Consider the following 19,976-nt stretch of genomic DNA (forward strand, 5'->3'; position numbering starts at 1 on the left):
CAGCAGCCATGCTGGTGGCAGGCCTGAAACTCAGTCGCCTTGCAGCATTGCCGCCATAAAGGCAGGCAAAGGCCGGCCATGGCCGTCGTGCAGCAGGTATTCGGCCATGGGCCGCAGCACCTGCCGCACCGAGGCGCGCGCGCTCATCCTGCCCCGCCAGGCCAGCAGCCGCGGCGTTTCGGCGGTGAGAGGGGCGCTCATGCGCTCGCCGAACACCATGGCCATGTAGAGGGCGATGTCGGCATTGGAAAACTCCCCGAGCATGTAGTCCTGCGTGCCCAGCAGCGCTTCAAGGTAGCGGTAAAAATCCCGCGCGCCCTGCAGCGCCGCGACGGCCTGCGGGTCGTCCAGTCTGTCCTGCAGGCCCATGAGTTTGATGACGTGCGGAAAGTAGACCTCGTCCGAGCGGTGCTCCAGCTGGCGGGCCAGTGCGCGCTTGTGGATGCCGGTGAGCCACAGTGCCGGCTCGGGCTTGAGGTCTTCAAGGTATTCCAGGATCTGCGTCGAGTCGAAGACCTCCACGTCGCCGTGCACCAGCACCGGCACCTGCTTCTTGGGGTTGATGCGCACCACCTCGGGGTCTTTGGGCGAATAGCCTTGGGCCTGCGAGAAAGGCACCATGACGACCTCCAGGTTTATGCCTTTTTCGATGGCGGCGATCTGCACCTTGGCGCCGAACATGCTGAGGCGGGCCGAGTACAGGCGTAGGGATGGCGATGCGGAATTGGGTGTGGAGGCCATGGGTGTGGGTGTTTCGTATGAAGCCAAAAAATTCAATGTGAGGAAGGCGGCGGCTCACGGTCAAACAGGCCGGGCGCGCCGCCTATCTCGGCGCCCTCGATCAGCAGCATGCGCAGCTTGGTCGACACGCCGCCGGGCGCCGAAAAGCCGCCCGAGCGCGCGCCCGAAGCCAGCACGCGGTGGCAGGGCACGATGACCGGAAAAGGGTTGTGGCCCAGCGCCTGGCCCACGGCGCGCGACGCACCGGGCTCGCCCAGCAGGGTGGCGATCTCGCCATAGGTCTTGGTCTTGCCCGACGGGATGTCCTGCGCGGCCGCATAAACGCGCCGGTGGAAGGGCGTCTCGTGGCGCAGGTCCAGCGCGCAAAAGCGCAGGTCGCGGGCCTGGCCTTCGAACAGGGCCACCATGGCGTCTATGGCTTGCTGCATGGCGGGCGGCGGCGCGGCGGCCTCCAGCAGCGGGAATCGCCGGTGCAGTCGCGACAGCATGCGGCCTTCGGTTTGCTCGGGCAGGCGCACGGCGGCGATGCCGTGTTCGTTCCACACCAGCGCGCACTGCCCTATGGCGGTGGCAAAAAGCGTGAAGCCGTGAGGTTCGCTGTCGGCAATCATGGTGCGCCACATGCTACACGCGTAGGCTGTTCCCAGGACATCTGAGGGGGAATGTAAGAATTAATTTCGTTACCTCTCTTGCATGCTGCTCAAGCTTTTAATTTTTCGCAGACGTACCATGCCTTCTTTTTTGAAGGAACTCACATGGCAACACCGTTCTTTGGCAAGCGAGAAAACGAGACACCGACGGGCCTGCGCAACAGCCCCGGAAACGGCTACAGCAATACCGGCTCCGCCAGCACGCTGCATTCGGCCCCGCTGTCCGGCCAGCAGAACAATGCCGCCAAAGCCGTGAACGAAGCCTCGCCTTCCACCACCGCGACCAAGGAAGGCGGCAGCAAGCTCACGGTGGGGCCCAACATCAAGCTCAAGGGCGTGGAGATCACCGACTGCGACACCCTGGTCGTCGAAGGCCTGGTGGAAGCCACCATGGATTCGCGCGTGATCCAGATCTCCGAGCAGGGTGCCTTCAAGGGCTCGGCGGAAATCGACGTGGCGGAAATTCGCGGCGAGTTCAACGGCAACCTCACGGTGCGCCAGAAGCTGGTGATTTACTCGACCGGCAAGGTCACGGGCATCATCCGCTACGGCAAGCTGGTGATTGAAGAAGGCGGCCAGCTTTCGGGCGAGATCCTGTTTGGCGCGCTGGCCGCTGCCAAGCCGGCCGCTGTGAAACCAGGACTGCAGGCGGTGTAGGAGACTTAAAGCAAAAAAAGGGCGCGGTCCAGCCGCCCCAACGAACAAGCCACATCACTTCCCCGCCGTTCGTGGCAGGAAGGTGATGCGGCGTCTTCGCGTTTGCCTACAGGAAGCGAAAGACTAGCGGTATCAGCGCGGAGGCCAACACCACCTGAAGGCCCAGCGCGAGTCCGGCGTAGGCGCCCGCGTCGGCGTTGACCTGGAGCGCGCGCGCCGCGCCCAATCCGTGTGACACCGTGCCCAATGCGAAGCCGCGCGCGGCCCAACCAGAAGCGTCGCGCGGGATACGAAGGGCGTCAAACAGGTATTTGCCGCTGAGCGCACCCACCAGGCCGGTGATCACCGCGAACACCGCCGCCAGCGCGGGGATTCCGCCTATTTTTTCGGCAATGCCCATGGCCACGGGCGCGGTGACCGATTTGGGGGCCAGCGACAAAGTCACTTCCGAAGGCAGGCCCAGCGCCCAGCCCATCAGCAGCGCCGAGCCGCCGGCCGCGATGCCGCCGGCCAGCGCGGCCAGCAAGAGCCGGCCCCAGCGCCGCCGCAGTTCCTCGCGGCGCAGCCACAGCGGCCAGGCCAGCGCCACCACCGCGGGGCCCAGCAGGAAATGGATGAACTGCGCGCCCGCGAAGTAGGTGGGATAAGGCACGCCGGTGGCCAGCAGCGCGCCGGCCAGGCACACCACGGTCCAGAGCACCGGGTTGGCCCAGGGCGCCTGCCCCAGGCGGGCATACACCGCTTGCGCCAGCACATAAACCACCAGCGTGGCCGTCAGGCCGAACAGCGGCGTGGCCGACAGGTAGACCCAGAGTTCGACAAATTTAGGCATGCGGCGGCTCCTGCGGCTTCGCTTCGCCGCGGTCCCGCAGCAGGTGCAAGGTCAGCACGGTGACGAACAAACCCGCCAAGGTGGACACCACCACGGCCAGCAAAATGCGCGCGCCGTACTGGCTGACCAGCGAAAGATGGGTCATGACCCCCACGCCGACGGGTACAAAGAGTAACGAAAGGTGCGAGAGCAGAAAGTCTGCGCACACTGACACAGGGCTTCGCACCAGCTCTGAACGCAGGCCCATCAGCAGCAAAACCATGCCTATCACCGGCCCCGGAAACGGCAGGGAAAAGCCGCGCGAAAGCAGTTCCCCCATGGATTGAAAAACCAGTAACCAGGCCAATCCGCGCAGCGCTGTCATCGCGTCAAGCCTTTAGGGGTTGTTGGCAAACAGGTCTCCTTGCGGCCATTCCTTGACCGCATTGGCCGCGCCCCACAGCGCCTGGTCTATGTCCTTGAAGAAGGCGCGGCGCTCGGCATGCTCGGGCCTGGAATTGAAGGCCACCACCCAGGCATAACCCTGCCGGGTCCTGAGTGCCAGGGTTTGCAGGCCCGGCTGGCTGCCGGTGTGCCACCAGTTGTCGCCCTTGTCGCTTCTGACCACATGGATGCCCGCCCCGTAGAAGGCGCGCGGGTTGCCTTCTTTGGCCAGCACAGGCTCGCTGCGCATGGCCCGCAACGATTCCTCGTTGAGCAGGCGCTTTCCGCGGGTGCCGTCTATTGCCAGGAAAAATTTCAGGACCTCCGTCGGCGTCGCAATCCAGGCACCCAGCGCATCCATGTTTTCGACCGAATAGGAGCCATAGGGGCTGGGCACGTTCGCGTTCGAGACGCCGGGCGCGCCTCGCTGCAGCGGCTCGCCGGGAAATGGGTAGTACTTGGTTTCGCCGGGCCGGCTTTCGGTGCTGCTGGCGGCCTGAAAGCCTTTGCCGATGACGGGCTGCAGAAACTCCCGGCTGCTGAAGGCCCGGTAGGATTCGCCGCTGACGATCTCCACCACCCGCCCCAGCATGCAGTAGCCGGTGTTCGAATAGGCGAAACGCTCGCCGGGCGTGAAGTCCAGTTTCTCCTGCAGCGAATCGCGGATGATGGCGTCGCAGCTGACGGGCGACACGCCTTGCCGGCGGGCAACGTCCCTGAGCCGCGGCTGGAAGAAGGGGTCACCCGAACGCTCCCGGTCAAAGCCGCCCGAGTGCTGCAACAGGTGGCGTATGCGGATGTCCTTCGCGCGCGGGTCGGCGGGCGAAGCGGGGGCTATCCCGGCTTTCTCGAACAGGGGCAGCACCGGGTCGTCCAGTTTCAGTTTCCCGTCCTCCGCAAGCTTGAGCACCATGACCGCCGTCAAGGTCTTGTTGATGCTGCCCATGCGGGTGAGGGTTTGCGGCGTCATGGCCTCCTGTTTGTCCTTGTCGGCATAACCATAGCCCTTGGCAAGCAGCAGCCTGCCGTCCTTGGCCACGGCCAGGCTGGCGCCGGGGATGTCGTGTTTCTTCATGACCTCCAGCACGGCCTTGTCGAAGGGCTCGAGCTTGGGCAATGAAGAGCCTTGTTGGCAGAGCCCCGATTGCGGAAGCCATGCGAGCAAGACGCCTGCGAGGGCGCAAAGAAGCCGTCCAGGTGTGGTGAGGGAAGTGCTGGCGCCGCTGGACCGTGTTGTGTGCATGACCTTGCCTCGGGTTTTTTTGCGCAGTCTACGTGATCCCGATCCGGCCGTGCCCCGGCCTTTGTTTAGAACCGCGGCAAGTCAGGATGTTTGATCTGCCCGGCCCGCACCAGCATTTTTCCGTACTCGGCGCAGCGGTTCAAGGTGGGGATCACCTTGCCGGGGTTGAGCAGGCCCTTGCTGTCAAAGGCGCGTTTGACGCCGAACATCTGCTCGTTTTCCTCGGCCGAAAACTGCACGCACATGGAGTTGAGTTTTTCCACGCCCACACCGTGCTCGCCCGTCACCGTGCCGCCCATGGCGACGCTGGTCTCCAGGATGTCGGCGCCGAAGAGTTCGCAGCGGTGCAACTGGTCGGGGTCGTTGGCGTCGAACAAAATCAGCGGGTGCAGGTTGCCGTCGCCCGCGTGGAACACATTGGCGCAGCGCAACTGGTACTTCTTTTCCATCCCGGCGATCGCCAGCAGGATGTCGGCCAGGCGCTTGCGCGGGATCGTGGAGTCCATACACATGTAGTCGGGGCTGATGCGGCCCGAGGCCGGGAAGGCGTTCTTGCGGCCGCTCCAGAAGCGCAGGCGTTCGGCTTCGTCGCGGCTCACCGCGATGGCGGTCGCGCCGCAGCGGCGCAGCACTTCGCTCATGCGGCCGACTTCTTCTTCGACCTCCTCGGGCGTGCCGTCGCTTTCGCACAGCAAGATCGCTTCGGCGTTGAGGTCGTAGCCGGCATGCACAAAATCCTCCACGGCAGCCGTCATGGGCTTGTCCATCATTTCCAGCCCGGCCGGGATGATGCCGGCGGCGATCACCGCGGCCACGGCGTCGCCGGCCTTGCGCAGGTCGTCAAAGCTGGCCATGATGCAGCGCGCCAGCCGGGGTTTGGGCACCAGCTTCACGGTGACTTCGGTGGTCACGGCCAGCATGCCTTCGCTGCCGATGATGATGCTCAGCAGGTCGAAGCCGGGGGCGTCGAGCGCCTCGCCGCCGAACTCGACCTCCTCGCCTTCAATCGTGAAGCCCTTGACCTTGAGCACGTTGTGCACCGTCAGGCCGTACTTGAGGCAGTGCACGCCGCCCGAGTTCTCGGCGACGTTGCCGCCTATGGTGCAGGCGATCTGGCTGGAAGGGTCGGGCGCGTAATACAGGCCCAGCGGCGCGGCCGCCTCGGAGATTGCAAGGTTGCGCACGCCGCCCTGCACCACGGCCGTCCGGCTGGCGGCATCGAGTTTGAGGATTTTGTTGAATTTGGCCAGCGAGAGCGTGACACCCAGCTTGTGCGGCATGGCGCCGCCGGAAAGCCCGGTGCCGGCGCCGCGCGCGACCACCGGCACGTCCAGCGCATGGCAGGCCCTGAGCACGGCTTGCACCTGCGCATAGGTTTCAGGCAGGGCCACCACCAGCGGCCGCTGGCGGTAGGCGGTCAGGCCGTCGCATTCGTAAGGTGTGGTGTCTTCGTTGTTCCAGAGCAGGGCATGCGCGGGCAGCGCGGCCTGCAGCGCGCGCACCACCTGCGACTGCCGCTCTGATCTTTCAAGCAGGCTGTGTTGTTCAGGCGAGGCGGGGGCGTTCATGGTCTGGCTCCAAAGATGAAATCAGACTGTAGGCCAATCGGCCCCCGCCGGGTTGAAGAAATTTAAAGCCGTGCGTGAAATGCCACCCGGGGCTTCAGGACTTCGTGCCCGGTGCCTTGCTGGCGCCCGGCGTGTCGTAGAACTTCACCTTGCCGGTCTTCACGTCGTACATGGCGCCCACGATCATGATCTCGCCCTTTTGCTCCATCTCGCGCAGGATGGGGCTCTTTTCTCGGATGGTCTCGACCGTGAGGCGTACATTGCTCTCGGCCACCATCTCGACAAAGGCGTAGTTTTTGGAGGTGCGGTCCTTGATGTCGGCGGAGACCAGGTTGGCGGCCGGCTTGATCTTGCCGATCAGGCCGGTCAGGTTGCCCAGCTGGGCATCGTCACACGCGCCCTTGATGGCGCCGCAACTGGTGTGGCCCATCACCACCAGCAGTTTGGCGCCCACGACCTTGTGCGCGAATTCCAGGCTGCCCAGGATGTCTTCGTTGACGATGTTGCCGGCCACGCGCGCATTGAAAAGGTCGCCTATGCCCTGGTCGAACACGATTTCGGCCGGTGCGCGCGAGTCTATGCAGGACACCACGCTGGCCAGCGGGAACTGGCCGTCCGCCGTGGCCTTCATTTCCTTGAGGTAGTTCTGGTGGCGCGGCTTGCCCGAGACAAAGCGCGTATTGCCGGCCTTGAAGCGCGACAGGATTTGCGCGGGCGTGACCGCGTCCTGGCAGGCCTTGGCGTCCTGGATGGTGCAGAAGGTGCCGGGTTTGACGGATTTGCCGGCCGCTTTGCCCTCGGCGTGAGCCAGGGGTGAAATGGCCAGCATGGAGAGCAGGATGCCGGCCAGACCGGCGGCTAATTGATTTTTTCTCATGAGAATTCCCCTCGTTGAAGAAGTTGATTTTTTGACCATGCGCCGCTGGCCGGGTCCTCGTAGGGTGCCACGGCCAGCCCATCATAGGCATGATGGCGGTATGAGCGCAAAACCACTTGTCGGACGCATGGGATGCGTTAACGCTATCGGCGTACGCAAAATGCGCTACAAGTCAAAAAGGCCTTGAACAGGATGCAAAGCCCCGGCAGGGTGAGCGCTCGTTAAGGCTTTGCACGCCGGGTAGAGGCGTTCCCATTCACGCGCTTGGGGGCCCTAGTACTGCTAGCCCAGGCTTTTCCGCAGCCAGTCGGCAAAAGCGGCGCATTCCCAGCGGTCCATGGTGCCGGTGCGCCAGCACAGGTAGTGCGCATGCGGGCTGGGGACATTGCCGGCAAACACCGCGTTGCTGCCCAGGCGCACCAGCGAGCCGTTTTCCAGCCAGGGCGCGCCCAGCTTGAGGCGTATCAGCGCGATGCCCATGCCGGCCGCGGCGGCGTCGCACATCAGGCCTATGTCGTTGAACTGGGAGCCGTCGGCGGGCTCGGGCCAATCGAGTTTATGGGCGGCAAACCAGGTGCGCCAGGGCTCCAGCGGCGAACGCAGCAGGCTTTCGCCCTCCAGGTCTTCGGCCGCTTCAAAAGGGCCGTGCTCGCGCACAAAGGCGGGCGAGGCCAGCGGCGCGACTTCGTCCTTGCTCAGGCAGACGTGTTCGAGGTCCGCATAGCGGCCGGTGCCGAAGCGCACGATCAGGTCGGCATCCTCGGCCACCACGTCCAGCAGCGGAATCGACACCTGCAGGGTCAGGTCGATTTCGGGATAGGCGTCGGTGAACTGGCGCAGGCGCGGAATCAGGATGGAGCGCGCAAAGGTCGGCGTGACCGCCAGGCGCAGCTTGCGCTTGCCGGGCGCGCTGCTCTGGCCGGCCGCGCCCGGGAATTTCTGCAAGGTGGCCAGGCCTTCGCGCACATGGGCCAGGTATTCGCTGCCTTCGGTGGTCAGTGAAAAATCGGCGCGCCCGAAGAGCTTGGTGCCAATGATCTGCTCGAGCTGCTTGACCCGGTGGCTGACCGCGCTGGGCGTGACGCACAACTCCTCGGCCGCCTGCGTCACGCTGCGCAGGCGTGCCAGCGCTTCAAACGTCAGAAGGCATTGAATGGGCGGAATTCTGCTCATGATTCAGCCTCCTATTGCGACGGGGAGGTCTGGGCGATCTCCGGCTCAATGCGTGGGGGACACAGGGTGAGTTCAAGCCTGCGCAGCTCGGTTTTTTTCATGGTGCTGTACGACGGAGCCGCCCGGGTGTACCACGTACAGGCAGCTTGCGGGTCTCTCTCCACGCCTGTTCCGCGAGCCAGGGTCAGGCCCCACATGATCTGCGCAGGGGCATACCCTTGCTCAGCCGTTCGCTTGAACCATTGCGCGGCCAGGGACGTGTCTTTGGCAACGATGGTTCCCTGCAGGTAGGCCCGGCCGACAAAAAGGCCAATTTGCTGCCGGGCAGTGTCCATATGCGTGCCGCTGGCTTTGCCTGAGCGTTTGATGATGGTGGGGATGTCGCCTTGACCCGAGGCGAAGGCTTCCATTTCCTTGAAGATGGCGAGGGTAAAGGCCGCTGCCTTCTTTTGCGCGTCCTCTGGCGGCAGGCCGAGATCGGCTTGCCGCGCCACCGCTTCGCTGAGCACCGCCAATGCCTCAAAGGGAGTGGCCTCACGTGGCATTGCCGGGGAGTACCACGCGGCCAGCATCAGTTTGTCCAGATCCATCAAGGTGTCGCGGCGGTAGGGAAAATAGCTCAAGACGGTTTTGCCGGATGGATGGCCTGGTATGCCCATGGCATGCATGACTTCATGAAAGGTGCAGCCCCATGTGGACCGGGATCGCATTCTGATCTGCACTTTGCTGAAGATACGATTCGTCCACTGGAGAGGGCGCATAAAGCACGCTTGATGGTCCGGCAGGCCTGGGTCGTTGTCATCGGCCACTTCAATCTGCAATGCGGCGGTTTTTTCTCCATCGGCATCGTCCGAAACATTGATCATTCGCAAGCGCGTTGCCTGGCCGGCGGCTTCCAGGGCGCGAATGATGTGTTCCCGGTGTCGGGGCGCGTCGGCGCCAAAGATGCGATACCGGACCTGGTGCTCCCAGCGCATCAGCTGCCACGGCGTGCCTCGCTCGTCCCACAAGCTTTCCCAAACCGTTTGCAAGTCATCGTCGAGTTTGTCGGCGTGCGCCGTGCTCAGGCAAAGGCACAGCAGCACGCTGCTGAACACGAGACGCCGCAATCGCGTTGTCATGGGGCGTGAGCTGTGGGCTTACTTGAAGATGACGGTCTTGTGGCCGTTCAGCAGCACCCGGTGCTCGCTGTGCCATTTGACGGCGCGGGCCAGCACCTGGCTTTCGGTGTCGCGGCCCATGGCGGTGAGGTCTTCCACGGTCTTGCTGTGGTCGGCGCGCGCCACGTCTTGCTCGATGATGGGGCCTTCGTCGAGGTCGGCCGTCACATAGTGCGCTGTCGCGCCTATCAGCTTCACGCCGCGGTCATGCGCCTGGTAGTAGGGCTTGGCGCCCTTGAAGCTGGGCAGGAAGGAGTGGTGGATGTTGATGGCGCGGCCCGAGAGCTTCTGGCACAGCTCGTTGGAGAGCACCTGCATGTAGCGCGCCAGCACCACGAGTTCAGCGCCTTCGGACTCGATGATTTCCAGCTGCTTTGCCTCGGCCTGGGCCTTGGTGGCCGCCGTGACGGGGATGTGGTGAAAAGGAATGTTGTAGCTGGCCGCCAGCTGGTAGAACTCGCGGTGGTTGGAGACGATGGCGCGCACGTCGACCGGCAAGAGGCCCGACTTGCAGCGAAACAGCAGGTCGTTGAGGCAGTGGCCTTCCTTGCTGACCATGATGACGGTGCGCATGGGCTGGGTGGTGGCATGCAGCTTCCAGCTCATGCCGAAGGGCTGGGCAAAGGCCTTGAGCTGGCCGGAGAGCTCCTCATGGCTCAGCCTGTCGCAGGCGAACTGCACCCGCATGAAAAACAGGCCCGTGTCGTGGTCGTTGTACTGCGCGGCTTCTTCGATATTGCCGCCGTTGTCCAGCAGGAAGCCGGACACGGCATGAACAATGCCCATACGGTCCGGGCAGGACAGGGTGAGGATATAAGCGTGATTCATAGGGGATGAATTGTCGCAGGTGAGGCCGGTACCCGCCCGGAAGTGCCAGAATGCCGGAACACCCCCTTTTCAGACGCAGGAAACACGCCATGGCCTATCAGGACTTCAACATGGAGCACCACTGGCTCCCTTTCACGCCCAACCGCAGCTTCAAGAAGGACCCGCGTGTGTTCGTGGCCGCCGACGGCATGCACTTCACCACGCACGACGGCCGCCAGGTCATAGACGGGATCTCCAGCCTGTGGTGCGTCGGCGCCGGCCACAACCGCAAACCCATCAACGACGCCATCAAGAAGCAGCTGGACACGCTGGACTACGCGACCGCCTTCCAGGCCAGCAACGACCAGGCCTTCAAGGCTGCCGAAGTCATCGCGGGCATGGCGCCCGGCGACCTCAACAAGGTGCTGTTCTGCAACTCGGGCTCGGAGGCGGCCGACACCTCGCTCAAGGTCGCGCTGGCCTACCACCGCGCGCGCGGCGAAGGCCACCGCAACATCTTCATAGGCCGTGAAAAGGGCTACCACGGCGTCGGCTTTGGCGGCATGAGCGTGGGCGGCATTCCGGCCAACCGCAAGGTCTACGGCGCCGCCCTGCTGCCACGCGTGGACCACATGCGCTTCATCCACGACCCGGTCAAGCACGCCTATATCAACGGAGCCGAACCCGTGTGGGAAGAAGACCTGCTGCTGGAACTCGAAAACCGCATCCTGCCGCTGCACGACCCCAGCAATGTGGCCGCCGTCATCGTGGAGCCGGTGGCCGGCAGCGCCGGCTGGTATCTGCCGCCCAAGGGCTACCTCAAGCGCCTGCGCGAGATCTGCGACAAGCACGGCATCTTGCTGATTTTTGATGAGGTCATCACCGGCTTCGGCCGCCTGGGCACGGGCTTCGGTGCCGACTACTACGGCGTGGTGCCCGACATGCTGAATTTCGCCAAGTGCGTGACCAACGGCGTGATCCCGCTGGGCGGCGTGATCTGCTCGGACCGCATTTACGACGGCATGATGAACGCCAACAGCGGTGCGCCCGAGCATGCCATCGAGTTTTTCCACGGCTACACCTATTCGGGCCACCCGGTGGCCTGCGCGGCGGCGATCGCGACGCTCAACCTGTTCAAGGAAGAAAAGCTCTATGAGCGCGCCGGGCAAATGGGCAAGGTGCTGGGCGATGCCATGCACAGCGGCCTCAAGGGCCTGCCCAATGTGATCGGCATCCGCGCCCTGGGCCTGGCCGGCGCGGTGGAACTGGCGCCCGTGGCCGGCGCGCCCGGCAAGCGCGCTTATGACGTCTTCATGGAGTGCTTTCACCACGGCGTGCTGGTGCGGCCGGCGGCCGACAACATCGTGGTCTGCCCGCCCTATATCGTCGAGAAAGCGCACATAGACCGTATCGTCAACGTGGTGGCCGACGCGATCCGCAAACACGCCTGAGGCAGGTGCTCAGGGTTGCGGTACTAGCTGCTTGTCCAGTCCCGCGCAGTAGTCTTTTTCGGGCAGCGCGGGCGTTTCCCACACCGCATCGAAGGCCTCTGCCTTGTCACTGGCCGCGGCGCCGCCGGCGCGCAGGCGGACGGCTTTGGCCTTCACATCGGCAGGCAGGTGCTGCGGTACGCCCAGCTGGCGGTCCGCGTGGCCGCTGCCGGCCAGCAGCAGCACGGTTTTTCCCGGCAAGGCGGCCTGGGCCAGGGTGTTGGCCATGGTGACGTCCTTGGCGATCTGCAGGCGCGCCATGGGCGTGACCTGGCTCTCGGGCAGCAGGTTGCAGTGGCCGCTGCGCATCAATTGCTGCTGCGCCTTCAGGGCCGGGCCGGGCAGCTGCAGGTCGAGCCGGCTGTCGGCCATGCGGGCCGGCATCAGCGCACGCGGCAGGTTGGCGCCCAGCACCGGCACGCCGGCGCGCACGGCCGTCATCACGGCGGGGCCGTAGGCGGCCCAAGGCCAGCCCTTGTCGTTCCAGGCCAGGGCGTTGCGCACCTGCTGCTCGGTGGCGCTGGGCTTGAGCGCCGAGGTGCTGGCGCCGGTATCGGCCATTTCCAGCGCCAGCGCGGCCAATGTGCCGCGCGCCGCCAGCAGGGCGACGACCTGCTGCTGGATCTGCTGGTGTTCGGCCGCATCGTGCTGTTCGCCGAGGATAAGAATCTCCGCCGGAAGCACGGCTTCCAGGCGAGCCGAGGTTTGCGCGCTGTCGCCGCCGGGCGCCTGCAGCATGGGCGCCTCGGGCCGGCCCGCGCAGCCGGCGGCCAGGGCCATCGCGGCGGTGCACAGCAGCCATGCCAAAGGACGAGGGGCGGCAAAATAAGGCATCGATGGATACTACTGCCTCCAGCCGGTTTTTGTCGGCCACGCCCTAAGCCATGCCGTCCTTTTCGCTCCCTGCCCGCGCTTTTCCCGTGCGCGTTGTCCTGACGCTGCTCATGGCCTGGGCCGCCGCCTCCCTGTGCGTCTGGCTGCGCACGCCTTTACCGTGGATGATTGGCCCGCTGCTGGCGACCGCCGTGGCCTCCATGCTGGGCGGCCCGACGGCCAGCTGGACGCCGCTGCGCAACACCGGGCAATGGGTGATCGGCTGCGCGCTGGGGCTGTACTTCACGCCGCAGGTCGTCACCCTGCTCGCCGGCCTGTGGTGGGCGATTGCGCTGAACATTGTCTGGGCATTGGCCCTGGGGCTGGCTTTTGGGGCCTGGCTTTACCGGGTGCACCATGGGCCGGGGCCGCTGCAGGTCAAAGGGCTTTCTCGCATCACAACCTACTTTGCCGCGCCCATAGGCGCGGCCTCGGAAATGACGCTGATGGCCGAGCGCCACGGCGCGCAGACCGACCTGGTGGCCTCGGCGCACAGCCTGCGCGTGCTGCTGGTCACGCTGGTCATTCCCTTCGGTTTCCAGTGGGCGGGCCTGCACGGGCTGGACGCCACCCTGCCGGGCGCGCGCGTGGTGCAGTGGCCGGGCTTGGCCCTGCTGGCCGTGCTGACCGGCGCAGGCTGCTGGGTCATGCTCAAGCTGGAGCGCACCAACCCCTGGTTTATAGGTGCCTTGGTGGTGTCGCTGCTGCTGACGGCCTTTGGTTTCACGCTCTCAGCCCTGCCGCAGTGGATGACCAATGCCGCGCAGCTGGTCATAGGCATCAGCCTGGGTGTGCGTTTTACCAGCGGCTTTGTGCACATGGCACCGCGCTGGCTGGGTTCGGTGGCGCTGGCCACGGTGGGAATGATCGCGCTGTGCGCGGGGTTTGCGTGGTCGCTGGCGCAGTTCACCAGCCTGCACTGGGCCACGCTGCTGCTGGGCACCTCACCGGGCGGCATCGCCGAAATGGCCATCACGGCCAAGGTCCTGCAACTGGGGGTGCCGGTGGTCACGGCCTTTCACGTCACCAGGCTGGCGGCCGTGCTGCTGCTGGCCGAACCCATGTACCGGTGGATCTACGAGAAGCGCTCAGCAGCGCAAGCCGAAATCCCGCCGGCGGAATGAGCAACCGTGGGCTCAGTGCATCGACATGGGCGTGTTTGCCAGCCCGCTATAACCTTCCAGCGTGTCTTCGATTTCTTCCTGCGTGGGCGTGTTCTGTGCCCATGCGCTCAAACGTTGCTGGAACATTTCGGCCCAGGAGCCGTCCAGGTAGACCTCTTTGCCCGAGCGCTTGTCCACGATTTCAAAGCCGTGGCGGGCCAGCTGGGGAATGGCGGGAGCGGGCGCGGATTCTTCCGACGCGTTCGCGTGAATCTGCAGCACGGCAAAGGAGTCGGAGTCGTAAAGCATGTGCATGGTGAAGTCCTTTCTCGTCAGATAGCTACGATGAGGCCAAGTTCAAGAGTCCGCACCATCCGGTATGCAAGTGTTCGGTAAAGACGCGCGACATCGTGTGAAACCGCACATAAAGCGGGCGCCAGCGTGCGGCATTCGCAACGCGGCTTAGCGCGGCCCAGCGCGGGATAAAGGGGCCCTCAACCTTTGCTAAGGGCGCTAAGCTGCTGGTCGATGAAATCCCCATTGGACTGGGTGATCTTGTTGCGCACGGGCAGATAACCCAGCGAGGGCGCGTACCAGATCTCCACCTTCTGGTCGAATTCGCGCCGCGGCTGGCGCGTGAGCTTGACCGCGGCCAGTTCGCCGAAGGGCAGGGAGATTTTTTCCTCGGCTTCCACCAGGAAGGTCCAGGTTTCGGCATCGCGCGGGCCCACGGTATAGATCGAGATCGTCGACCCCGCCGGGAAGCCGGCCGGGTTGCCCGCCAGCATGCCGCCCAGCTGCATGAACACGCTGACCCGGTCCTGTGCGCCCTTGACCCAGGGCAGCGTGGGCGTGTTGGCGCTGAAGCTAATCTGGTTTTTCTCGGGCTCAAAATGCGCGGCCACTTCGGTTCGGGATTTGTCGGAAAAACGCGCGGGTGCCAGGCCCTCGGGGCTGAGCTGTCCGGTGCTGGCCATGCTGCGCGAACCGAGGAACAGGGCGCTGACGCGCATCAGGACGTCGTAGGCGTCGCCGCTGTTCTGCCAGCGCAGCTCGGCGTTCGCGTGGTAGTTCAAGCCCTTGGCGCTGCCAGTCATTTTGTAGTCGAGCACCATGCTGGCGGGCAAGGCGATGGCGGCCACCGGTGCCTCGACGGGGATGGCGGGCGCCGCTTCGGATGCGCTCGCGGCGGGGGCTTCGGCCCTGGCGGCTGCTTCCGCGAGCAGGTCTGAGGGCGTGGGCGCATCGGGCACGTAGTCGGCCGGCCGCTGCTTGGGCACCCGGACCGGCTCGGCCTCGTTGTCCTCCTGCGCGGGTTCTGCCCTGGCCGCCACCGGCGTTTTCCTCGCGGGCGCGGCCTCGGGCTGCGGGGCCGGTGGCGGCGGCGCAATGCTGCGCGTCTCAAAGGGCCGCGCGGGCAGCGGCGCGCTGTCCCGCCCCAGGCCGAAGTGCGCCGGCACAAAGGTCAGCACCAGCGTGTGCACGATCAGCACCAGCACGGCCAGCAAGGCCAGCGCGCGCCGGGGCGGCGCGGGATAGGAAGAGGCGGCCAGCGTGCTCATGCCGCTTTGAAGCCCAGGTCGCGGGAAAGTTGCCGGGCCGCCGCCGCCAGGGGCCGGGCCACTACGCCGTCCCAGTCGGCGTCAAAGGTGGCCAGCGAGCCCAGCGCCACCATGCCCAGGGCCAGGTGGCCGTCGGCGTCGAAGACCGGCGCGCAAAAGCCGGCCACGCCCGGCAGCAATGTATTGACGGCGCGCGCCATGCCGCGGCGGCGCACGTCCTCCAGCACCTCGGCCAGGCCGGCCATGGTGGTGGGGACGTCCTGGCGCGCCAGCTTCTGGTTGCGCGCCAGCTCCTCCTTGACCAGCAGCGCCAGCCGGCCCTGCGGCTTGCCGGCGGCCAGCAGGCGCGGCGATGAAAACGCGGTAAAGCACAGGCCGGTGGCCGAAGACAGCAGCGGCATCACGTCGCCCAGCCGCAGGTTGACCGTCACCGCCCGCGGCGATTCTTCCCAGTGCACCAGCGTGGGTCCCTGGTTGCCCCAGACGGCCAGGGCCAGGGTCTGGCCGGTCTGCGCCATCAGGGGCTGCAGGCGCTGCCGGGCCAGTTTCACGCTGTCCAGCCTGGAAAGGGAAGCCAGCCCCAGCTTGAGCGCCGCCGGGCCCAGGTCGTACAGCGTGGTGGCCGGGTCCTGGACCACCAGTCCCAGCCGCTGGAAGCTCACCAGGTAGCGGTGGGCCTTGGCTGCGCTCATGCCGGCCGCCGCCGCCAGGTCGCGCAGCATCAGGGCGCCGGGCGAGGTGGAGAGCACTTCCAGCAGGGCAAACCCGACCTCGAGCGACTGTATGCCCGCGCGCTGCGGCGCCGTGCTGCGGCGTGCGGGGGCGGTGGCGCCGGGGCTTGCTTTCATGGGCTTGACTAGAATTTCAGGTTGCCGTGGGGCTGTGGATGCATGGATCGTAACGCGGGTCCGGACCCCACCGCCGGCCGCGGCATACACGGCACAATCAAGGCCTGCGGCGAAAGCCGGCAGCCACCCACCAGGATATCGATGAAACTCGCCACTTACAAAGACTCTTCACGCGACGGCCAGCTCGTCGTGGTGTCGCGCGATCTCTCCACGGCCCATTATGCGACCGGCATTGCGGGCAAACTGCAGCAGGTGCTGGACGACTGGAACTTCATGTCGCCGCAGCTGCAGGACCTCTATGAAACGCTGAACAACGGCAAGGCGCGCCATGCCTTTCCCTTCGAACCCTCGCGCTGCATGGCGCCGCTGCCGCGCGCCTACCAGTGGGCCGACGGCTCGGCCTACATCAACCATGTGGAGCTGGTGCGCAAGGCCCGCAACGCCGAAGTGCCCGAAAGCTTTTACAGCGACCCGCTGATGTACCAGGGCGGCAGCGACGACTTCATAGGCCCCTGCGATGACGTGGTGGTGGCCAGCGAGGATTTCGGCATCGACTTCGAGGCCGAGGTCGCCGTGATCACGGGCGACGTGCCCATGGGCGCCACGCCGGCCCAGGCGCTCGAGGGCGTGCGCCTCCTGATGCTGGCCAATGACGTTTCGCTGCGCAACCTGATCCCCAACGAGCTGGCCAAGGGCTTTGGCTTCTTCCAGAGCAAGCCGGCCACGGCCTTCAGCCCGGTGGCGGTGACGCCCGACGAGGTGGGCGATGCCTGGGACAAGGGCCGTTTGCACCTGACCCTGCAAAGCACCTGGAACGGCCGCAAGGTCGGCATGTGCGAGGCCGGCCCCGAAATGACCTTCCACTTCGGCCAGCTGATTGCTCACATCTGCAAGACCCGCAATGTGCGCGCCGGCAGCATCGTGGGCTCGGGCACCGTCAGCAACAAGGACTGGAGCCACGGCTACAGCTGCATCGCCGAAAAACGCGCGATTGAGACCATAGAAGACGGCAAGCCCAAGACCGAGTTCATGAAATACGGCGACACGATTCGCATCGAGGCCAAAGGCAAGGATGGGCAATCGGTCTTCGGTGCCATCGACCAAAAAGTGGTCGAGGCTGTCTGAGCCACCCTGTGTGAGGGCTATTTAGCGTAAGTTTTCCGCGAGCCGTCTTCAAAGACCGCATCGTCGCTCAGCAATTTGCCTTCGTTGTCCCAGGTTTTTTCGCGCGTGATGCGGCCGCGGTCGTCGTAGCTTGATTCGGCCACCAGCTTTCCGGCCTCGTTGAAGCGCTGGTGTGTGCCCAGCGGCAATTGCCGGTAGCGGCTGGAATTGCTGTAGCGGCCTGTCCTGGCGATTTTCCCGTTGTCGAAAAAATCGGTGGCTTGCAGCCAGGCGCTGTCGCCATCGCCGCCGAATTCGGTTTTGCTGCGCGGCTGGCCGTTGAGGTAATAAGACTGGTCGCTCACCAGTTTGCCTTCGGACCATTTCCTGTCGCGTGTCAGGGTGCCGCTGTCGGCAAACTCTTGCTCCCGCTCCTTGAGCGAATTCCTGGGCGTTTCACTGTCCAGCTTCCACTGGATTTCGCGCCGCTTGACACCGGCGTTGTTGAAATGGCGCTCAATGCGGGTGCTGCCCGATACCTCGTCCAGGTAATCGGGCTTGCCGCCCTCGCCCAGTGTTTCATGGCGTATGCGTTTTCCGGCCAGGTAACTGCTGCTGCCGTTCAGCACGCCCTTGCTGCCGAACAGTTCGACCTTGGAGGCGCCGCCCGAAAAACCGCACCAGCGGGTGTCGTCGGCCGGCGCCGCCAGCAGCGGCTTGTCGCCGCAGCGCAAGGCCTGGAGCTGGCCGCGATCGTTGAATTCGGCATAGGCCTGCTCGACGCTGCCGCCCGCGCGCGGCCCGTAAAACACAATGCGCCGCAGTTGCCCATTGGCGTGAAAGCTGCGCGCCAGGCCGGCCTCGGTGCCGTTGTCGTACACGGCGTCGCGCAGCACCTGGCCGTCGGCTGCGAATTCGCGCGCGCGGCCGTGCCGGTTGCCGCGCTCGTTTTCGCTGTATTCGCGCTGCAGCTTGCCGTTCTGGTAGAAGCGCACCAGGCCCATGAACTTGCCGCCCTGCAGTTCCTGCTCACGCATCAGCTGGCCCGAGTCCCGGTCCTTGCAGCGCATGATGCCGGTCTTGCCGGCGGTGGTGTTTCCGTTGTTGGGGTTGACGCTTTCGCCGTTGATTTCACAGTCCTGCACGGCATGCGCCCAGGGCGAGGCCAGTGCGCACGCAGCAAGAAGGACCAGGCGTTGCAAGGATGTTTTCATGCGGCGGCCCCGGTCTGGGTGATGAACAGGCGTATGCCGCGCAGGAACATCTCGACCGAAATCGCCACCAGGATCAGGCCCATGAGCCGCTCGAACGCCATCATGACGCGGTCGCCGGCCACGCGCTGTATGCGCTCGGACAGCACCAGCACCACGGCGCAGACGGCCATGGTGACGCAGAGCGCGGCAACCCATTCAAGCCGGCGCTCCGGCGCCTGCGACACCAGCAGCATCACGGTGGCCAGCGCCGAGGGGCCGGCCAGCGCGGGAATGGCCAGCGGCACGATCAGCGGCTCGCCCAGCAGGGGCGCGGCCTCGGGCTGGTCCGAGGGGAAAATCATGCGCAGCGCGATCAAAAACATCACGACGGCGCCGGCGATCTGCAGCGACAGGTCGCTGAGGTTCATGAGGCGCAGAAAACCGTCGCCGACGAACATGAAGGCCAGCAGCAGCAAAAAGGCGATCAGCACCTCGCGCAGGATGACGAACATGCGCCGTTCCGGCGCCACGCCTTTGAGGGCATTGGCAAAAATCGGGATGTTGCCGAAAGGGTCGGTGATCAGCAGCAGGAGCACCGTGGCGGAGGCGAAGGTATAGGCCATGGCGCAAGCTTATCAGGCCGTGCCCGCGGGCGAGGGCCAAAAACCGGTTGACGTCCCGCCACGGCGCTGCACAATGAAGACAAGGGCGCGAGCCGGGATGCCCTGCCGCCCCGCCCTTCAATGCCATCATGCACAACATGCCAGGAGACACATTCATGAGTGACGCAGACAACCCTTCTTTCCCCGGTTTCGGCAAGCTGGTGCCCGGCTTTGATTTTCTGCAGAACCTGGCCAAACAGGCGGCCGGCAGCGCCACGCAAAGCATCCCGCAGCTGCCCAACCTCGGGAACTGGGTGGCGCCCACGCTCAACGTCGAGGAGCTCGACAAGCGCATCGAGGAGCTCAAGGCCGTGCAGTTCTGGCTGGACCAGAACGCCACGGCGCTCAAGGCCACCATCCAGGCGCTGGAAGTGCAGAAGATGACGCTGGCCACGCTCAAGGGCATGAACTTCAACATGGGCGATGTGGCGAACGCCTTCAAGCTCAAGGTCGCCGACAGCGTGGCCGGCGGCGTGCAGCGCGTGGCCGACAAGGCCAGGACGTTTTCGGGGCTGGAAGTGCCTCCCTCGAGTTTTGGGACGGGCAAGCCCGCCGCAAAGGCCAAAGCCCCTGCCGCGGGCAAGGCCGCCGCCGCGCCGGCCGGGGTGGTCGACCCCATGCAGTGGTGGGGCGCGCTGACCCAGCAGTTCCAGGCGATCGCGACCGACGCCATGAAGGATGCGGCCAAAAAAGCCGCGGTGGACACGACCAAGAACCTGGCCGCGGGCCTGGCCAAGGACGCGGTGAAAACCGCCACCGGCATGGCCACGGGCATGGCCCGCAACATGGCCGAAACGGCGGGCAAAACCATGGCGGGCGGCGCGCGCGCGGCCATGAACACCGCGCTGCGCAGCAGCCAGGGCTGGCCCACGCCGGCCGCCGGCAAGGCGCCTGCAAAAACTGCCGGGAACGCCGCCGCCAAAACCAGGGCCAAGGCGCCGGCGCGCAAGGCGGCTGCGCGCAAAACCGCACGCTGAACCGCGCCGGATTCACCCCCGACTTCCATCTCC

21 protein-coding genes are annotated in these 19,976 nt (G+C 65.3%); 5 read left to right on the forward strand and 16 right to left on the reverse strand.

Annotation, left to right across the window (positions count from 1 at the left end; genetic code table 11):
- Window positions 1–30 precede the first annotated feature (30 nt).
- Entirely contained in the window at window positions 31–741 is a 711-nt protein-coding gene (locus ACEN9P_RS13060; protein WP_495619490.1) for a glutathione S-transferase family protein, read from the reverse strand.
- A 32-nt stretch (window positions 742–773) separates the two neighbouring features.
- Entirely contained in the window at window positions 774–1,364 is a 591-nt protein-coding gene (locus tag ACEN9P_RS13065; protein ID WP_495619491.1) for a methylated-DNA--[protein]-cysteine S-methyltransferase, read from the reverse strand.
- Window positions 1,365–1,496: 132 nt separating this feature from the next.
- On the opposite strand from ACEN9P_RS13065, the gene ACEN9P_RS13070 reads away from it, so the two are divergent.
- Window positions 1,497–2,048, forward strand: a complete 552-nt coding sequence (locus ACEN9P_RS13070; RefSeq protein ID WP_074579217.1) for a bactofilin family protein — start codon at window positions 1,497–1,499, stop codon at window positions 2,046–2,048.
- Window positions 2,049–2,154: 106 nt separating this feature from the next.
- On the opposite strand, the gene ACEN9P_RS13075 is transcribed toward ACEN9P_RS13070, so the two are convergent.
- From ACEN9P_RS13075 to purU, 8 genes are all read right to left on the reverse strand, one after another.
- Window positions 2,155–2,880, reverse strand: coding sequence for an LrgB family protein (locus tag ACEN9P_RS13075; RefSeq protein WP_495619492.1), 726 nt, complete (start codon window positions 2,878–2,880; stop codon window positions 2,155–2,157).
- A complete protein-coding gene (locus ACEN9P_RS13080) occupies window positions 2,873–3,244 on the reverse strand; it encodes a CidA/LrgA family protein (RefSeq protein ID WP_495619493.1) in 372 nt (123 codons plus the stop codon). Before ACEN9P_RS13080 ends, ACEN9P_RS13075 begins: the two co-directional genes overlap by 8 nt.
- Window positions 3,245–3,256: 12 nt before the next feature.
- A complete protein-coding gene (locus ACEN9P_RS13085) occupies window positions 3,257–4,420 on the reverse strand; it encodes a serine hydrolase domain-containing protein (protein ID WP_495619494.1) in 1,164 nt (387 codons plus the stop codon).
- A gap of 191 nt (window positions 4,421–4,611) precedes the next feature.
- Window positions 4,612–6,114 carry an FAD-linked oxidase C-terminal domain-containing protein gene (locus ACEN9P_RS13090; RefSeq protein ID WP_495619495.1) on the reverse strand — a complete coding sequence of 501 codons (1,503 nt, stop codon included), beginning with the start codon at window positions 6,112–6,114 and terminating at the stop codon, window positions 4,612–4,614.
- A gap of 94 nt (window positions 6,115–6,208) precedes the next feature.
- Entirely contained in the window at window positions 6,209–6,991 is a 783-nt protein-coding gene (locus ACEN9P_RS13095) for a carbonic anhydrase family protein (protein ID WP_495619496.1), read from the reverse strand.
- Between the two features lie 282 nt (window positions 6,992–7,273).
- A complete protein-coding gene (locus ACEN9P_RS13100) occupies window positions 7,274–8,164 on the reverse strand; it encodes a LysR substrate-binding domain-containing protein (RefSeq protein ID WP_477661483.1) in 891 nt (296 codons plus the stop codon).
- 11 nt (window positions 8,165–8,175) lie between these two features.
- Window positions 8,176–9,285: a tetratricopeptide repeat protein gene (locus ACEN9P_RS13105; RefSeq protein WP_495619497.1), complete on the reverse strand. Its 1,110-nt coding sequence runs from the start codon at window positions 9,283–9,285 to the stop codon at window positions 8,176–8,178.
- 18 nt (window positions 9,286–9,303) lie between these two features.
- Window positions 9,304–10,152, reverse strand: a complete 849-nt coding sequence (gene purU, locus ACEN9P_RS13110) for a formyltetrahydrofolate deformylase (protein ID WP_477661485.1) — start codon at window positions 10,150–10,152, stop codon at window positions 9,304–9,306.
- A gap of 89 nt (window positions 10,153–10,241) precedes the next feature.
- Here purU and aptA point away from each other — a divergent pair, with 89 nt between their 5' ends.
- Window positions 10,242–11,582, forward strand: a complete 1,341-nt coding sequence (gene aptA, locus ACEN9P_RS13115; protein ID WP_477661486.1) for an omega-aminotransferase AptA — start codon at window positions 10,242–10,244, stop codon at window positions 11,580–11,582.
- A 9-nt stretch (window positions 11,583–11,591) separates the two neighbouring features.
- Here aptA and ACEN9P_RS13120 read toward each other — a convergent pair whose 3' ends face one another.
- Window positions 11,592–12,455: a ChaN family lipoprotein gene (locus ACEN9P_RS13120; RefSeq protein ID WP_495619498.1), complete on the reverse strand. Its 864-nt coding sequence runs from the start codon at window positions 12,453–12,455 to the stop codon at window positions 11,592–11,594.
- Window positions 12,456–12,505: 50 nt separating this feature from the next.
- Between ACEN9P_RS13120 and ACEN9P_RS13125 the strand changes: the two genes are divergently transcribed.
- On the forward strand, window positions 12,506–13,618 hold the full coding sequence (locus ACEN9P_RS13125; RefSeq protein ID WP_477661488.1) for an AbrB family transcriptional regulator: 1,113 nt from the start codon (window positions 12,506–12,508) through the stop codon (window positions 13,616–13,618).
- Between the two features lie 12 nt (window positions 13,619–13,630).
- Here ACEN9P_RS13125 and ACEN9P_RS13130 read toward each other — a convergent pair whose 3' ends face one another.
- The 3 genes from ACEN9P_RS13130 to ACEN9P_RS13140 all read right to left on the reverse strand — a co-directional run bounded on the left by ACEN9P_RS13130 (window position 13,631) and on the right by ACEN9P_RS13140 (window position 16,007).
- Window positions 13,631–13,912 (reverse strand): BTH_I0359 family protein, encoded by a 282-nt coding sequence (locus tag ACEN9P_RS13130; protein ID WP_495619499.1) that lies wholly within the window; start codon window positions 13,910–13,912, stop codon window positions 13,631–13,633.
- A gap of 179 nt (window positions 13,913–14,091) precedes the next feature.
- Window positions 14,092–15,159 carry a DUF3108 domain-containing protein gene (locus tag ACEN9P_RS13135; protein WP_495619500.1) on the reverse strand — a complete coding sequence of 356 codons (1,068 nt, stop codon included), beginning with the start codon at window positions 15,157–15,159 and terminating at the stop codon, window positions 14,092–14,094.
- Window positions 15,156–16,007: an IclR family transcriptional regulator gene (locus tag ACEN9P_RS13140; RefSeq protein WP_477661491.1), complete on the reverse strand. Its 852-nt coding sequence runs from the start codon at window positions 16,005–16,007 to the stop codon at window positions 15,156–15,158. Before ACEN9P_RS13140 ends, ACEN9P_RS13135 begins: the two co-directional genes overlap by 4 nt.
- A gap of 141 nt (window positions 16,008–16,148) precedes the next feature.
- On the opposite strand from ACEN9P_RS13140, the gene ACEN9P_RS13145 reads away from it, so the two are divergent.
- Window positions 16,149–17,132, forward strand: coding sequence for a fumarylacetoacetate hydrolase family protein (locus ACEN9P_RS13145; protein WP_477661492.1), 984 nt, complete (start codon window positions 16,149–16,151; stop codon window positions 17,130–17,132).
- A 17-nt stretch (window positions 17,133–17,149) separates the two neighbouring features.
- Here ACEN9P_RS13145 and ACEN9P_RS13150 read toward each other — a convergent pair whose 3' ends face one another.
- Together ACEN9P_RS13150 and ACEN9P_RS13155 are read right to left on the reverse strand one after the other, a co-directional pair.
- The gene (locus ACEN9P_RS13150; protein WP_495619501.1) at window positions 17,150–18,325 is read right to left on the reverse strand and encodes a toxin-antitoxin system YwqK family antitoxin; all 1,176 of its coding nucleotides are present in this window, start codon (window positions 18,323–18,325) and stop codon (window positions 17,150–17,152) included.
- Window positions 18,322–18,927, reverse strand: a complete 606-nt coding sequence (locus ACEN9P_RS13155) for a MarC family protein (protein ID WP_074579245.1) — start codon at window positions 18,925–18,927, stop codon at window positions 18,322–18,324. Before ACEN9P_RS13155 ends, ACEN9P_RS13150 begins: the two co-directional genes overlap by 4 nt.
- Before the next feature lie 155 nt (window positions 18,928–19,082).
- Here ACEN9P_RS13155 and ACEN9P_RS13160 point away from each other — a divergent pair, with 155 nt between their 5' ends.
- Window positions 19,083–19,943, forward strand: a complete 861-nt coding sequence (locus ACEN9P_RS13160) for a PhaM family polyhydroxyalkanoate granule multifunctional regulatory protein (protein WP_495619502.1) — start codon at window positions 19,083–19,085, stop codon at window positions 19,941–19,943.
- The last annotated feature ends 33 nt before the right edge of the window (window positions 19,944–19,976 follow it).

The organism is Polaromonas sp. Polasp52 (assembly GCF_059491565.1).